Here is a 16,565-nt window from a genome sequence, read left to right on the forward strand (position 1 = left end):
TGTAACATTACTATTCTCGCAGATGGTTGCATTCAAAGCATTCATGTCTTGTTCTCTTGTCTTTATTTCTATATTTCTAAAAATATAATAATTATAATCAGAAAGAGGTTATGTTTCCATGTCTTCTACGTTTAAAATCTATGTTCTTGCCTTGGTCAGCTTTCTTGTAGGAACGTCTGAATATGTCATTGCCGGCATTTTGGATCGTATTGCAGATACCATGAATATTTCTTTAATTGCTGCCGGGCAGCTCATTACAATTTTTTCGCTCGTATATGCGCTCGGTACACCTATCATTATTGCACTGACTTCTCGCTGGGACCGTCGCAAGCTGTTGCTATACTTCCTCGGTCTATTCGTTGTGGCTAATGTTCTTGCCTACCTGTTGCCGGGTTATGGACTGTTCGTCGCAGCTCGAGTGTTAATGGCTTTAGGAGCGGGCGTTGTTGTTGTCACAGCATTAACGGTCGCTTCTCAAATAGCGGCTGAGGGCAAACAGGCTAGCGCAATCGCCACAGTAATCACTGGATTTACAGCTTCTTTGATTGTTGGCGTTCCGCTCGGAAGGCTTGTGGCTGCATCTTGGGATTGGAAGCTTGTTTTTGCCGGCATAGCCGTTCTTGGTGTTCTCGCCATGCTGGTGATCGCGGCCGCCATTCCGCCTTCCATAGCAGAAACACCCGTTCCGCTGAAGAAACAACTATCTTTACTCAAACAGCCACGAATTGTTTGGGCACTGCTGGTGACATTTTTCTGGTTAGGTGGGTATTCCATTGCCTACACGTATATTTCACCTTACCTTGTATCCGTCGCAGGAATGAGCGAAACACTGCTCAGTTCAGCTTTACTCGCATTTGGCATAGCAAGTCTAATCGGTTCAAAAGTTGGCGGCTTCAGTGCGGACAGATTGGGTGTCAAACGAACGTTGATTACAGGCATGACATTGCATATCGCGAGTCTGGTTCTGCTGAATATAACAACAAGCTCTCATCTCGCTGTCTTCCTTGTTCTGATTTTGTGGTCTTTTGCCGCGTGGTCTTCTGGTCCAACTCAGCAGTATAATCTGGTCACCATGGCTCCGGAATCCTCAGGCATTATGCTTAGTTTGAACAGTTCAGTGATGCAACTAGCGATGGCTGCCGGAGCAGGCATTGGGGGAATCGCGGTCAGCAGCATTTCATTGTCATCCATTACCTGGATTGGAGCTGTCGGGGTCGCTGTTGCCATCATCATCGTTATAGGCTCGTATCGTTCAGCATCTGCGAAAAGTACACAAACCGAGAAATCGCATAACGCTGCCTGATATGAGTTCGTTGTACAAAAGACAAACAAAAAGAGAGGCACTGTACGTATACAGTGACCTCTCTTTAACCATTTTAACGGCTATTCTTTTACAGTTAAGTAGAACTCTTATTGGGCTGTAACTGCTCCATCGATCGGATATACTGCACCATTGATATATGGCGCTTCATCTCCCAGCAGGAAGGAAACGAGGTTCGCGATCTCTTCCGGTCTGCCGAGACGTCCAGATGGAATGCTGTCAACGGTTGCCTTGAACACTTCAGGGTTGTCTTTACCGAACTGAACAACCATCGGTGTCTCAATTGTACCTGGCGCAATCGCATTTACACGAATGTTGTCCTTGCCGTATTCAATTGCAGCTGTGCGGGTCAAGCCCACCACGCCATGTTTGGTTGCTGCGTAAGGTGCAACTGCGGCTACACCAACAATACCGGCTGTGGAGGCCGTGTTCAGAATGGAACCTCCGCCGGTTTTGAGCATTTCCGTAATCACATATTTCAACCCGTAGAATACACTTCTCAGGTTGATATCAATAATCTGGTCAAACTGCTCGATTGTATGTTCGATCAACTTGATCCCAGGACCGGCAATACCTGCATTATTAAAGAACATATCGATTCGTCCGAACTCTTCGACTGCTTTTTTCACATAATTCTCAACTTCAGGTGCTTTACTCACATCTGATTGTACAAAAATGGCTTTACTTCCCAGCTTCTCAATCTGCTTAACCGTTTCAAGACCTGTCTCTTCGACAAGATCCACGACGACAATGGATGCACCCTTCTCAGCCAGCTTCAATGCTGCTGCTTGGCCCAATCCACTTCCTGCTCCAGTAATAATGGCTACTTTTCCTGCGTGACTCATGTTGATCTCCTCCATGTGTGTGTGTCATCTTGTGATTGGATCGATGAATACGATATGAAACTTCGTACATTTAATGATGCAATATGTAGGTCAAAAATGGCATAAAACCTTCCTGACTTTACCTATTCTAATAGACTTACGACATAAAAACAATTCATATAATATGGATTCATACTATATCATATGTCACATATACAGCACTAAGTTGGAGGAGTAGGTAACCATAATGGCCTCTACCCGCTCCTCCTTTGTATGCTAGACGCAATTTACGTCGATTTTCTTAACAACAACTTCGAACGTTGCATGTCCACTTATCGAAACGCCTATCTTAGCAAATTGGTTTTAGCCAATTCAATAATCTCGTCCCCGCGACCATTCAGCACGGCTTTCATCATCCATAGGGTGAATCCTTCGGCTTGTTTGATATCGATCTTCGGAGGTAAGGACAGTTCCTGTCGATTCACCACCACGTCAATCAGCACAGGACCATCATGCTGAAGCGCACGCTGCACAGCCCCTTCCAGTTCAGCCGGATCCTCAACACGAATGCCTTCCATACCCATGGCTTGAGCAACCATTGCAAAATTGGGATTAACAAGCTCTGTCCCGGATTCCAGGAATCCGGCAGCCTTCATCTCCAGCTCAACAAAACCGAGTGCTCCATTATTAAACACCACAACTTTAATCGGTAGATTATGCTGTTTCAATGTCAACAGATCTCCCATCAACATCGTAATACCACCATCACCCGACAAAGAGATGACTTGTCTGCCCGGATCAGCGACCTGGGCACCAATCGCCTGTGGCAAAGCGTTTGCCATCGTACCGTGACTGAATGAACCAAGCAGCCTGCGATTGCGAGACATCTCGATATAACGGGCCGCCCATACTGTCGGAGTACCGACATCACAGGTAAAGATTGCATTTTCAGCTGCGGCATCACTAATGACCTTGGTCAGGTGCTGCGGATGGATCGGCTTTTTACCCGGTTTGCCAACGGCAAGCTCGTCCAGATCTTTGCGTACTTTCACATAACGGTCCACACTTTTACGCAGATGTTTGTCACTGTGTTCTTCTGTCAGATAAGGAAGCAAAGTTTCAATGGTCGCTTTTACATCCCCACATACGCCATAATCCAGCTTCGTACGCCGACCCAGATGGGAAGATTGAATGTCGACCTGAAGGACTTTCGCATCTTCGGGATAGAATTGACGATATGGGAAATCCGTTCCCAGCATCAATAGTACATCACAATCCATCATCGCATGATAACCCGACGAATACCCGATTAGACCCGTGAGGCCCACGGAATAGGGGTTGTCATACTCCAAATATTCCTTGCCTCTTAGCGCAATAACCATCGGGGATTTCAACCGATCACAGAGCTGCATGAGGGGTTCCCGAGCGCCCGCGCAGCCTGCACCGCACAACAACGTGATTTTTTTGCCTTGATTCAGATATTCCGCCAGTTTCACGAGTTCCGGCTCAGAAGGATGTACCACTGGATTGGTCGAATGATACACATGCTCAGGCACAGGCAGATCCGCTGCTTCAAGTCCTGCTACATCCCCCGGCAATACAACGACAGACACACCTGAACGTGCGACTGCTGTCTGGATGGCCATCGTGAGGGAACGCGGCATCTGTTTCGCTGTCGTAATCACTTCACAGTAATCACTGCATTCCTGGAACAGATACTCGGGATGTGTCGCCTGGAAATATTCACTGCCAATCTCGTCACTTGGGATATGTGCAGCGATAGCGAGTACAGGAACACGGTTGCGGTGACAGTCGTACAGACCGTTAATCAGATGCATGTTACCAGGCCCACTGCTACCTGCGCAGACAGCGATACTTCCACTGACCTCAGCGTCTGCCCCAGCGGCAAATGCCGCCACTTCTTCATGTCGTACATGAATCCACTCGATCTTGCCCGAACGACGGATGGAGTCAAGTACCGCATTCAAGGAGTCTCCAACAATGCCATATATGCGTTTGATGCCAGCGTTCAATAAGGATTCAACCAGAACGTCCGCGACTGTTTTTTTCATAAGTGATGGGTCTCCTTTAATTGCTCATTTTGATTATGTTTCCACTCTGTTAATATACCTATTCTTATACCCCAATCTTCTGAAATTCGAACCAAACCATATGTATTTATGGATATATGAAACGAAAAACTGCCCCTTAAACTGTTATTCCAGCGTTAGAAAAATGCCAAAAATCCGTTTGTCGAATGACAAACGGATTACGATTAAACTTGATTGATTCGTATCTCATGTGGATTCCTGAATCTAAAGCGTACACTAGATGGCAGGCATCACATTGCCACCACTTACCGGGATATAGGCACCCGTGATAAATGAAGACAGATTCGAGGCGAGAAAAGCCACCGCATTGGCGATTTCCTGATCTTCACCCCTGCGCTTCAGTGGCACGGTACGTGTATATGCCTCATCATGTCCAGGCTCACTGGAGCGATCACGTTCACTAATCGTCCATCCAGGTGCAACCTGATTCACGGTAATCTGATACTCGCCAACCTCTTTGGCAAGCACTCGATATACCCCATCCATTCCACGCTTACCAGCGGTGTAAGCCGACTGGTGAGCGAAATTTTGCATCGCACATTCTGTATTGATGCCAATGAAGCGACCGGCTCTGACGTTTTGCATATGAGGAATGAATGCTTTGGCAAGATATACACTCTGCATGACACAGGATTCGAACTGGCTCAAATAATCTTCAGGCGACTGCTCCAACACCGTTGTCCATTCATACTGAATGACCGCATTGGCAACGACAATATCCACTCCGCCGAGAACAGACTGAATCTCATCACGCATCCGAAATGCCGTATCCTGCTTCGTAATATCTCCCTGTACAATAACAGCCTGACGACCGAGTGCTTCAATCTCACCCTGAAGCTCCCGAGCCTTCGTATCATTATTTATGTAATGTAGAGCCAGATTGGCTCCACAGGCTGCCAACGTGCGGGCGATCACTCTCCCCAGTTGACCGGTTGCACCTGTAACCAGAGCCGTTTTTCCTGTGAGATCCAATTGCATAACAGCAAAAACCTCCTTAAATTCATTTTATCGAAAACGATTTCAAAATTACATGTTTTTCATCACGAATCAACTTCATGCTAGAGGGATATACAGCATTATTCAATGCTGTATATCCCAGTTCAAACTTATATGCTCTATGAGGAACGATTATTTATTATTATGTTGAATGAGATCAATTTCCTGGAAGCGACTGACTTCCTTTTCCCAACGCTCTGCTACATATTGACGGTGAACCGGGTGATTGTTGTATGCATCATACGCAGCCTGATCCGCAAAGACCATTGAGAAGCTGTAATCGAACTCATTTTTCTCACTGACCTGTCTCAGAACCTGAAACTGCTCTACCCCAGGAATGACTGCCAGTGCATCTGAACTTTCCTTCAAAAAGGCTTCCGCCTCCGGTGTATCTTTACCTGCGTAAAGTGTAAACGTTACCATATGTGTGATGCTACTCATCTCTATTTCCTCCTCCAATATGTCTACTCTGTTTCCTAGTGTACATCCGAATGTGTTGTAAGCGCAATAATTGGTTGAATTAATTTTATGAAATGGATATTTCTATATAAATTGAACTAAGGAATATTTACACCTAGTCACTTCGATGACAGAACAACCTTCCGATCGCTGTTATCCCCAGATTTTTTTGATTCCTTCTATAAAGGTTAAATCCGGGGATAAAGGCGAACGCTCTGCTTCTTCAGGTTCTTTCTGTCCTCTCCGTTTTGTGTAAATGTTTATCTCAATTTATATAGTCACAAATATTAATTTCAAGTAAAATTCAAAAGCCTTTACCCTGAATATGTACACAAAAAAACCTCAGGACGAATCCTGAGGTTTTCTTGTAATGTATGGACAAACTATTTGTTCATGTTGTATTTACGGTTAAATTTATCAACACGGCCACCGATATCCACGTTTCTTTGTTTACCAGTGAAGAACGGGTGGGATGCGGAACTAGTGTCCACACGGATTACTGGGTAAGAGTTACCGTCTTCCCATTCCATAGTTTCGTTAGAGAACTTCGTGGAAGAACTCAGGAATTTGAAATCAGCACTTGCATCGTAAAAAATTACGAGTTGTGTCTTTGGATGGATGTCAACTTTTGGCATAATCTATTTACACTCCTTTAATATGGGTACTTCTTTAGAATCAAACTACATTTTATTATACTCTTTTTTTGTACAAAGTACCAGCAAGATTTGAGGAATAGCTAAAAAAATTATGATTTCTGTGATTTTGCACCCAATTAGGTGTCACGCCGTCCCTTTCTCCAGTACATTTAGCATGTACTCCAGTGCCTCCAGCTCATCCCTGCCTCTTGTCTGTAATCTGACAACACTACCATATCGAATGGGAAGTAACGCCATTCCAAGCAGGCTTTTGACATCTACTCGATGTTCATGCTCAGACTCCATATACGACAAAATAATATCCGAGGAAAAACGTGACGCTTGAGAAGATACCGACATCAGATCATCCCGATGAAAATCAGCGTGAATCATAAATTCATGTACTCTCACAACCTTCAGTTCCTTTCGCTAAGTACTTGTTCACCTATGTGGTGTGTATCATTTTATATATTAAAATCTTCATGAATTATACCATGTTATGGGAGCTTATCTATCCCTTTATTTTGCGAAAAAAACAAAAAAAAGAGTCCTGAACTCCAGGACTCTCACAGTATAGTCTTATCTACCGTTCGGATATACCATGACCTTGAGACTTCCACTCTTATTGTGCAAAGCACGCTCCATCGCCTGTTGTGTCTCTTCCAGTGAATAACGATCTGTAATAAGGGACATCACGTCATGCTGGCCAGAGCTCAGGAACTCAATTCCTGCCGGATACGTGTTGGCATAACGGAATATACCGTAGATATCAACTTCATTGTCTGCGATAAAGGGAACATTAAGTGCAATCTCGTCCTGTGCCGGTAGGCCAACAATTGCAAGCTTGCCTCCACGTCGAAGTGAATACAGAGCGGATTGTAGCGCCTTCGGATTTCCCGCTGTTTCCCATGCGGTATCGACACCCACACCACCTGTTAACTCGCGAATCACAGCCAGCGCATCTTCATTACGCACATTAATGGTATGGGTGGCACCCATGCGGCGAGCCGCTTCCAGCCTAACTTCCTCCAGATCCGTAACAATGATTTCCTTTACTCCAAATGATTTTGCAGCTGCAACCGCCATCAGTCCAACCGGCCCCATACCCATAATCGCAAGAGTCGTACCCGGAGCCAGCTTGCTCCGGCGAGCCGCGTGAATCCCAACGGAGAATGGTTCATTCATGGCCGCTTCCTCGTAGGACAGATGGTCAGGAATCGGGAATACCATATCTTCACGCATCGTCATGTATTGTACAAATGCCCCGTCCACCGGAGGAGTCGCCAGAAATTGTACATCCGGACACAGGTTATAGCGGCCCTCCTTGCATGCCGTGCAACGTCCGCATGTGACACCAGGCTCAATGGCAACCCGATCTCCTATTTTCAGACGTGATACGTTCTCGCCAACTTCAGCAATCATCCCCGCACACTCGTGTCCCAGGATGATCGGTTTCTCCACCACAAACCTGCCGATGCGTCCATGTTCAAAATAATGCACATCCGATCCGCACACCCCCACAGCCATCACCTGAATTAACACTTCATCCGCTGCTGGTTGCGGGACGGGTTGTTCCTCAATAATAATGTTTCCTGGCTCTGTCATGACAGCAGCTTTCATGGTCGCGGGCAGTTGATGTTGTCCCATACGTATCTCCTCCTCATGTATGTCCATGCTGTCTATTGTACATCAAAGAAAACAAGGTATCTTCTTTCTTCATATCACCAAGTTCATCCGCATCTGCAATTCGACTCAATAAATTGTTCTACCCTGTTCATCCGCAATACCACTCTTGCGATAGAAGTACGTATTGATCATGTCCCGCCATTCCTTCGCATGTTCGGCCTGATTGTATTGTAATGAAGCAACTTTCTCGAAGATAACTGGGTCCACTTTCCCCTCCAGTTGTCTCCATGTCTCGGCTAGCGCCTCTGCCTGCGCAGCACCTTCAAAGTGTGTATCATAAATATGCTGAATGACTGTCTTACCTGAATGCAGAACATGGGTGTACGGCACGTGATGGAAAAATAAGATCAACTCATCCGGACAGGTGTCCAAGGACTCATAGTGCTCAGCATTCTCAGGATGATACTGCGAGGTATACCCTGTGCCGCTCTTCACGGTTCGATCTACACCAATGCCGTGACAATCGGCAAAGTGATACGTTCCCCATTTAGAATACTCATACCCATCTACATTCGGCCCATAATGATGCTCCGGGTTAACCATCCAACCCACACCGAGAGGTGCCGTATAATTTTCATAGATATCTAGCGAATTCAAAAGCATACCCGTAATCTGCCGCACGACTTCGTCCTCATGTCCAAACGTCAGTCTCACCCACTCATCGGCAATCTCTTCCGCGGACAGCTTCGGATTCCACGCAAGTCTGCCATATCCATACAGATTCGCCTGCGCGAGCGGATGTCCTGTCCAGCAGGCATCTGCACCAATATTGGATACTGCAGCGAAGCCACTATAAGGTCGTTTATACAGAGAACCATCTGCGATTCGTTTGATCTCTGAACCTTCGCCTTTGGCGTATGTGTCAAAGTCCAATACTTCTTTCCATTGGGGAACCAGATAACATAGATGACGCTGCTGCCCGGTATACTCCTGTGTAATCTGAAACTCAATGACCTGATTCGTATTTTCCATGGCGCCGAAGAGCGGGGATACTGCTTCTCTCACCTGAAAGTCCATCGGCCCGTTCTTAATCTGCAAAATGACATTATCGGCAAACCGCCCATCCAGCGGCGTAAAGTGGTCATACGCTGCCCGCGCACGATCTGTGGAGCGATCCCGCCAGTCCTGCTTGCAGTTATAGACGAAGCAACGCCAGATCACCAAGCCACCGAATGGTCGAAGCGCTTCGGCCAGCATGTTCGCACCATCGGCATGATCCCGGTTATACGTGAAAGGCCCTGGACGATTCTCAGAGTCTGCCTTGATCAGGTATCCGCCAAAATCCGGAATGGTTGCATACACCTTGGCTGTTTGAATGTTCCACCATTCCCGGACCTGCGCATCCAGCGGATCTGCCGAATGCAATCCACCAATCTCGATTGGGCTTGCGTAGTTGGCGCTCAAGAACAGTCGAATGCCATAGGCTCTGAATTCAGCGGCGACCTTCGCCACATCACCCAGATAACGTTCTGTCAGGAATAGGCTCTCACGCCGATGGACGTTAACGTTATTGATCGATATGGCATTGATGCCCGTGGATGCGAGTAAACGTGCGTAATCCCGTATGCGTCCCAAGTCCAACGTAAATTCTCCGTTATCATAGAAAATGGAGTCTCCTGCGTAACCACGCTCAATACTGCCGTCCACGTTATCCCATTGATTAATCATCCGTAGCGCATTGGTTGGCTGCTCGGTAATAAAACTCCACTTGCCGGCAGCTTCATCCGCTTCGCTGGTACTATCTTGTTCCAGTGTCAGCTCTCGCAGCAGATGGAATGTACCATACAGCACTCCTTGGGGCGTCTCTGATCCAATGACCAGTACACCTTCTGCCTCGTCCCTGCGAATGATATAGCCTTCCCCTTGCACAGCAGAGCGCTCGGTTTCGCTAAATGCTTCGGCCACAAAATGGCTTCCAGCCCAAGTGCCTATCTGGATTGCAGAAGGCTGCTCGTTCCGCTCACTAGCTTGAACAGCAGTCAGCTGACTGACCGTCGGTTTCACGCAATATAACTTCTCCAATCCCTGTGAAAGTTCGGTCAGAGCTGTCGTAATGATCTGATGCTTCTCTTCAGCCAAGATCAGCCTGCTCCAGAGTGGAGCTGTCTTCTTGGCAAACCCATTCTCTCCTGACAATGTGGAGTGATACCCCAGCCACGCATCGTATTGTGGACCTGACAGACCAGAATGAACGACGGATTGGCTCATTGTACCGCCTCCTTGCTAGCATAGATCTGAGCAAGGCGATTTCCTTTACCTTCGAGTAGCCATAGAATGGACGTTACTCCACGCGGATAATACTTGCTGCCAACCGCCACACCAGACAGAATCTGGTCACTCCAACACCAGTAGGATTCCTCCGGATGCAACAGCCAGTTGACATGAGCCGCGTCTGCTGCCTTGCCTGTCTCATCCCATTCCACACCCAGCAGTTCTCTGGTGATAAACTGGGACAGATAGATTTTGCTCAGCCACGAGTTATTGCTTGTTGAGGACAGTTTCCAGCCTCCATCTTCGAACAGACAAGTCCCAGGTACAAGAACCGTTTTCAGATGGGTTTGGAGTGCCTTCAGGTAAGGTCCAAAACGACCATTCACATCCAGTGCTGCTTCACAGCCTGTAAAGTAAGGGAACACTAGACCTTCAATCGCCGGAATGATTCGAGAATCATTATTTTCTGCAATAACAGCTGGAATGTAGCCGCCATCAGTCAACTGTGCAGCAATACTGGCAGCGCAGCGATCCGCTTGAAGCCCTGCTTGATGGGACAGATCTGCCAACTTCTCAGTTGCAAACAGCTTCTCCAAGGCAACATAGACCGCCCAACATTTACCTGCCAGATAGATATTATTGCGAGACTGTCCAAGTGACACATCCAGACTATCGTAGGTTGTAATCTCCGCTCCACCTTGGGTACGGCTGCTATCCAGACCCATCAGACCGTTACGCTGATCTGCGTCGGGATGGTCACGATTAAGCATGCTTTCGAAGCAATCCCGGATAACAGGCAGCATGTCTTTCACAAACGCTTGATCCTGTGTCTGTTCAATGTATACTGTCGCGCAACAGAGCCAGTTCACCAGTTCCTCATGACTCATCTGTGAGAAGCAGTCATCAATCCCAACTAGCTCATATGCCGAGTGTCCGGCACGAGAGAACACATTGGCTACACCAATATCATGGGTAAAGGTAATTCCGCCCGGATATAATTTTTCTTCTCCCGGAAAACGAACCTGATCCGTATAACTGTAACGTTTCACAAACCACTCCAGCTCGTTCCGCACCGTCCAAGGATTCAAGGCAAGCTCGAAATACAACTGATCAGCCGTCAGATCAAGTGTGTTCATCATCCGATACTCCCCTTCGTTCACCACCCAGAGTGGCTCTCCATCGGCATCCAGCAGTTGAGTGCTGGCATAATAGCTGTGAATGGAATGAGCAAGCATGAAGGATTGATCTTCGCTCAAAGCAGCCGTTCCAAGGCGCTGTTCAACCTCTTCACAGGATGCGGTCAACTCACTGAAACGTTGTAATGCATACTCTCCTGCGGCCTGAATATCTGCAAAATACCGCGTATACCAATACGTTGTATCCATTCCGGTCGTCACAATACCCCCACGATAGAAACATACAGCGAATTGATATGTACGTTTCTCTCCAGCCGGTACCTCCATCAGCAATGCCGCAGTTCCGCCAAGTCCAAAAGCCAGATTCTCCCGATGCTTCTCCTGTAGCAGCTTCTCCAACGTAAATCCGCGCGCAGGCCATAGTCCATCATCTGCCGACATAATCGCTGTAAGCCGACCTTGTCCAACTCCTGTGATGGAACCACCTTCTGATCCTCCAATCAGACGCATCGCAGAGTACGGATCATTGCCCTGGTAACCAAAGTAGGCTTTGCGGGGTTGTTGACCTTCCGTATTGTCAATCGTCATCTCAACCAATACGGCAGGTACGAGTGCATCCATTAATTCTTCACGATCCCCACTCGTTGGATCAGGTACTGGACGTACAGGCGAGTAGATACGGAACGTCAGATCTCCCGCAATCCACGTATCCGTACCCGAGGTGAATTCACGGGTAATATCTTCATCACGAAAAGCTGTAATAAGAGGTCGTGGAACCTTTGACGCAGTCGTCGACGCCGTGTCCCCATTCTCCAACTTCTCTACATCATAGCGGCTACTCTCATCCTCGGAAGCTTCATAAAAAGGAAGTGCCTGATAATTGTCGCCATCACGAGATTGTAATCCAATATATACATTCTGGTCAGCCGGCTTGCCGAGTTCAAGACCCAGCCCGCCTTTGGCTCCTTTGTAACCCAGTGTAAAACTCGCAAAAGCACCAATCGGTGCGTGATGTGCATTATAAAAGATGGATTTGAAAGTACTCATGAATCATAACCCCTCTCAGAATGGTATGCATACGTTTTCATTAGCCCCATCCTAACATGTGGTTCCACCTCAGACCATGATCAAATCAATCGGATATTTACCCAAATCAAGCTGATAGACTATAATGGATTAAAGCGGTTACACAAAAGCATTCTGTTTGATATAAATTCGAGTTCAAAAAGAGTGGTTTTCAGTACCAAGAAGATGGGATGAAGCTAGAAATGGAGTAGCGGAGCGTAGATAGAGCTACGAGAGCAACCGCAATGTTTCCAAAGGAAACATACTTCGTAAGCCCTACACTTATTTCGGCTGAATGCCATATTCGATGCTGATGATGCCACTAGGCATCCTACGTAATCAAAAGCGCTTTTTTTGAACAACCTCTATAAAGGGGGATCTTCCATGTCTTCAACGTATTTGCCTCCCAATTTGGGAGAAAGTGTACATGAAGTTTTTTACCCGGATGTGCAAACAACGGTCAATCTGTTCGCCATTCATTTGCGAAGTGTCGGTACAGACTGGGATTACCCGGCGCATGAGCACCCTCAATATGAATTGAATTATGTCACGGAAGGCGAGCAACGCATGATGGTGAACGGTACACTGTATATTCAAAAGGCTGGCGAACTGCTCCTGATTCCTCCGGGAAGCATTCATTCAAGTCAGAGCCATAACGGCAAGGGATTCACGTATTTTTGTATGCATTTTGATATTGATGATCCGTTGTTCCTATCACTGCTGGCGCGCATCAAACAAGTACGATTTAGTGCAGATAGTCCGGTTACGCAGCAGATTGAGCCCGTTTTGCGCAAATTAATGTCATCTGCGGATGATGTAACAGCAAGTACGATGATGCAGCGAATGCAGCTGCAATCTGCAGTATTCGAATTATTCGGCCATCTGTGGGAGGCGGTCTCGCAGGAGGCAGCGCAATGGTTTACGGAAGGACACGAGAAGATCGAACTTGCCCATAGGATTCGTAATCGATTGCAAGGCCTGATGAGTCAGCAATTCAAACAAGGACACGAATCGGAAGGACACTATGGCATTGATGATATTGCAGCAGAGCTGGGCATCAGTTCTTCTCACTGTAATCGTGTCTTCAAGCAGGTATTCGGTCAGTCTCCCCGCGCTGTACTGTCCCAGTTGGTTCTGCATGAAGCGAAGCTTCTTCTGGTCAATCCGAAGCTGTCTGTTCAAAATATTGCAATCATGCTTGGGTATAAGGATATTGCCCATTTCAGTCGTCAATTCAAGCGCTGGTCCGGCATGTCACCATCCCGTTACCGACAGGAACAGCCTGCTCTGGAATAAGGTCCAGTAGCAGGCTGTTTGGCTTGATTCAACATTTTGCATAATTCAATTGGAGATGTTCTCTGTATTTATATGAAATGTTATTTCAACAAACGCTTAATCAGCTTCAGCTTGTTATCATATGGTGGATACAGAATCGGCAGATTCAATTTGGTGCTTTTTTTCAGAACACTTTTGAAATGGGAGAAGGTCTCGAAGCTATAATGCCCATGATACGAGCCAACACCAGAATGACCAACACCGCCAAATGGCAGACGCGGATTCGCTACATGCGTAATGGTATCGTTAATGCAGCCGCCTCCAAATGAAACTTCGCGCAGCACTTTATCCTGGACTTGGGTGTCAGAAGTAAACAGATACAAGGCGAGCGGTTTTGGCCGTTTTACGATCTCTGTAATGGCTTCATCCAGGTTACGATAGCTGATGATCGGCAGAATCGGTCCAAAAATCTCATCTTCCATCGTCGCTGCATCCCAGGACTCCGCATCAATCAGCGTAGGTTCAATGAATCGATCTTCCTCATCCGATGCTCCCCCATATATCACTTTGGCCTGATCCCGTTCAATCAGCGTCGTCAAACGTTTAAAATGTCCCTTGTTCACGATACGCCCATAGTCCTTGTTGTGTTGGATATCTGATCCAAAGAAAGACACGATTGCTGTTTTCATCTCCGAAACTAACTGTTCCTTCACGCGCTCATGCACGAGTAAATAATCAGGTGCGATACAGGTCTGTCCTGTATTGAGCAATTTGCCCCATATGATGCGCTCCGCAGCTACTTTGATATCGGCCTGTTCATCCACAATGACTGGGCTCTTGCCGCCGAGTTCCAACGTAACGGGAACCAGATTTTTGGCAGCTGCCTCCATCACAATCTTGCCTACCGGTACACTGCCTGTAAAAAAGATATAGTCGAACGGTGCGTTAATCAGCGCAGTCGTTGTGTCTTTGGCACCGTCAAGTACCTGCACGTATGCCGGTTCGAACACGGTCGCGATCATTTCACGTACAACAGCAGACACCGCAGGTGTATTCTCTGAAGCTTTGAGCACGGCTGTGTTGCCTGCTGCAATCGCACCTACCAATGGTTCGATTAAGAGTTGAAATGGATAATTGAAAGGTCCAATGATCAGAACGGACCCATAGGGTTCAGGTATAATCACACTCTTGGAACCCAAGAGTGCCATTTGCGTTTTGACTTTAACGGGTTTCACCCATTTCTTCACTTTACGAATGGTATGTGTAATGCTGTCCATCATAAATCCGATCTCGGTCGTGTAGGATTCGAACTCACTTTTTCCCAAATCCTGATAGAGGGCTTCTGTGAGTCTGGTCTCGTACTTTTGAATCGCCTGCTTCAGTTGGGTCAGACGGGCAATTCGGGCTTCTGCCGATCGTGTGGCCCCGGAACGAAAGAATTGTCGTTGCTGCTCCAAAATCTCTTCAACTTCCTGACTGGTTACTTCCTGTATCGTCGATGTCATATATGCATACTCCTCTACTCATTATTGATTAAATGTTTAAACTTACGAACCTATAAGGTACATGCAAAAGCATGTTTGATCACCATTAATCTACAGACACTCTTCTTCCAAAGCAGCTACCAATTCCTTCAGCAGTTCCACTGAAGCATTCAATGAAGCCGAATAATAGCGCTGTGTGCCCTTCTGTTCCACAGATATAAGCCCCTTCTCTAACAACAGCTTGAGATGATGAGATATCGCTGGCCGGGATAAGCTGGATTGTTCGGTAATTTCATTCACCGTCATTCTGCCCTTCTCGGTAAGTGTCAGCAAAATGGCTTGACGATGGTTGTCACTTAATACTTGAAATAACGGGATACAGGTTTGAAAAACGCTAATCGCTTTTTGTCCCATGGTGTTCACCTCTGTACTATTCTTCATATATTATTCTCTATTCGATGTCTGTTGGTTTAAACATTCGAACCTAATGATTGAATTGTACTCTCTACTCCTTTGAACTGCAAGTAAATCATTAAATAAATTCAATATAATGACGATAAAGCGCTTCCATACTACCATACAAGTATGGTAGTATGTCAATGAAGGAGTTGAAGTTGTGGAATATACCCCAAAGTTATCATCCAAAGCCGGCTTGTCGCCTGCTGCGAACAGTCTGTCTTCTCTGAACAAGCAATCTTACTCGACACGAGATGCCGTGTACATCACGCTGAAGCAGCTCATTTTGAACCTGAAAATGCCTCCGGGAACAGCCATTTCCGAGAAGGAAATTTCGCTGGAGTTCCAGGTCAGCCGGACCCCGGTTCGAGAAAGTTTTGTAAGGCTTGCTCAAGAAGGTCTGCTGGAAGTGTATCCACAGCGTGGCACATACGTCTCTCTGATCCAGCTCGATCTGGTTGAGGAAGCAAGGTTCATGCGAGAACAGCTCGAACGAGCCGTAATCAGACTCGCTTGCAAGCATTTTCCGGACGAACAGATGATGGCACTTGAACAGAATCTGGCCCGTCAACAGGAATGCAGGGTCAACCCGGATGATCAACGAATGTTCCAATTGGATGAGGAATTCCATAGCACTCTTTTTGCAGGCTGTAACAAAAGCAACACCTGGACTGTCATCCAGCAGATGAATGTGCATTTGAATCGCAGTCGCATGCTTCGCCTGTCCTCGGATCACCAGTGGGATCATCTGATTGAACAGCACAGGTCCATGGTAAACGCTATTCAGCAGCATGATGCCCAGACGGCAGAGCGACTGATGCAGGAACACCTGCATTTAACTGTCACTGATTTGGCTGTCCTGCAGGATACATATCCTTCCTATTTTCAATGAATGAATGCTTCTTA

14 protein-coding genes are annotated in these 16,565 nt (G+C 46.7%); 3 read left to right on the forward strand and 11 right to left on the reverse strand.

Annotation, left to right across the window (positions count from 1 at the left end; genetic code table 11):
- The first annotated feature begins 118 nt into the window (after positions 1 to 118).
- Complete coding sequence (locus OM416_RS02580; protein ID WP_264926688.1) at positions 119 to 1,303, forward strand: MFS transporter; 1,185 nt, start codon at positions 119 to 121, stop codon at positions 1,301 to 1,303.
- Positions 1,304 to 1,410: 107 nt separating this feature from the next.
- On the opposite strand, the gene OM416_RS02585 is transcribed toward OM416_RS02580, so the two are convergent.
- From OM416_RS02585 to OM416_RS02625, 9 genes are all read right to left on the reverse strand, one after another.
- Positions 1,411 to 2,166 (reverse strand): SDR family NAD(P)-dependent oxidoreductase, encoded by a 756-nt coding sequence (locus OM416_RS02585; protein WP_264926689.1) that lies wholly within the window; start codon positions 2,164 to 2,166, stop codon positions 1,411 to 1,413.
- Between the two features lie 323 nt (positions 2,167 to 2,489).
- Positions 2,490 to 4,217: a ubiquinone-dependent pyruvate dehydrogenase gene (poxB, locus tag OM416_RS02590; protein ID WP_264926691.1), complete on the reverse strand. Its 1,728-nt coding sequence runs from the start codon at positions 4,215 to 4,217 to the stop codon at positions 2,490 to 2,492.
- Positions 4,218 to 4,472: 255 nt separating this feature from the next.
- On the reverse strand, positions 4,473 to 5,234 hold the full coding sequence (locus OM416_RS02595; protein ID WP_264926693.1) for an SDR family NAD(P)-dependent oxidoreductase: 762 nt from the start codon (positions 5,232 to 5,234) through the stop codon (positions 4,473 to 4,475).
- A 150-nt stretch (positions 5,235 to 5,384) separates the two neighbouring features.
- Complete coding sequence (locus OM416_RS02600) at positions 5,385 to 5,693, reverse strand: Dabb family protein (protein ID WP_264926695.1); 309 nt, start codon at positions 5,691 to 5,693, stop codon at positions 5,385 to 5,387.
- 401 nt (positions 5,694 to 6,094) lie between these two features.
- Positions 6,095 to 6,346, reverse strand: coding sequence for a type B 50S ribosomal protein L31 (locus OM416_RS02605; RefSeq protein ID WP_264926697.1), 252 nt, complete (start codon positions 6,344 to 6,346; stop codon positions 6,095 to 6,097).
- A 144-nt stretch (positions 6,347 to 6,490) separates the two neighbouring features.
- Entirely contained in the window at positions 6,491 to 6,757 is a 267-nt protein-coding gene (locus OM416_RS02610) for an HPr family phosphocarrier protein (protein WP_026081056.1), read from the reverse strand.
- A 168-nt stretch (positions 6,758 to 6,925) separates the two neighbouring features.
- Positions 6,926 to 7,993 carry an NAD(P)-dependent alcohol dehydrogenase gene (locus OM416_RS02615; RefSeq protein WP_264926706.1) on the reverse strand — a complete coding sequence of 356 codons (1,068 nt, stop codon included), beginning with the start codon at positions 7,991 to 7,993 and terminating at the stop codon, positions 6,926 to 6,928.
- A 105-nt stretch (positions 7,994 to 8,098) separates the two neighbouring features.
- Positions 8,099 to 10,240: an alpha-glucuronidase family glycosyl hydrolase gene (locus OM416_RS02620; protein ID WP_264926709.1), complete on the reverse strand. Its 2,142-nt coding sequence runs from the start codon at positions 10,238 to 10,240 to the stop codon at positions 8,099 to 8,101.
- The gene (locus OM416_RS02625; RefSeq protein ID WP_264926711.1) at positions 10,237 to 12,426 is read right to left on the reverse strand and encodes a glycoside hydrolase family 52 protein; all 2,190 of its coding nucleotides are present in this window, start codon (positions 12,424 to 12,426) and stop codon (positions 10,237 to 10,239) included. The genes OM416_RS02620 and OM416_RS02625 overlap by 4 nt, the downstream gene beginning before the upstream one ends.
- Before the next feature lie 402 nt (positions 12,427 to 12,828).
- Here OM416_RS02625 and OM416_RS02630 point away from each other — a divergent pair, with 402 nt between their 5' ends.
- Positions 12,829 to 13,740 carry an AraC family transcriptional regulator gene (locus tag OM416_RS02630; RefSeq protein WP_264926712.1) on the forward strand — a complete coding sequence of 304 codons (912 nt, stop codon included), beginning with the start codon at positions 12,829 to 12,831 and terminating at the stop codon, positions 13,738 to 13,740.
- Between the two features lie 80 nt (positions 13,741 to 13,820).
- Here OM416_RS02630 and OM416_RS02635 read toward each other — a convergent pair whose 3' ends face one another.
- Together OM416_RS02635 and OM416_RS02640 are read right to left on the reverse strand one after the other, a co-directional pair.
- Positions 13,821 to 15,224 (reverse strand): aldehyde dehydrogenase, encoded by a 1,404-nt coding sequence (locus OM416_RS02635; RefSeq protein ID WP_264926714.1) that lies wholly within the window; start codon positions 15,222 to 15,224, stop codon positions 13,821 to 13,823.
- Positions 15,225 to 15,314: 90 nt separating this feature from the next.
- Positions 15,315 to 15,617 carry an ArsR/SmtB family transcription factor gene (locus OM416_RS02640; protein WP_076331658.1) on the reverse strand — a complete coding sequence of 101 codons (303 nt, stop codon included), beginning with the start codon at positions 15,615 to 15,617 and terminating at the stop codon, positions 15,315 to 15,317.
- Between the two features lie 259 nt (positions 15,618 to 15,876).
- On the opposite strand from OM416_RS02640, the gene OM416_RS02645 reads away from it, so the two are divergent.
- Entirely contained in the window at positions 15,877 to 16,551 is a 675-nt protein-coding gene (locus tag OM416_RS02645) for a GntR family transcriptional regulator (protein WP_264928779.1), read from the forward strand.
- Positions 16,552 to 16,565: the final 14 nt, after the last annotated feature.

Source organism: Paenibacillus sp. LS1 (assembly GCF_026013365.1).
GTDB lineage: Bacteria > Bacillota > Bacilli > Paenibacillales > Paenibacillaceae > Paenibacillus.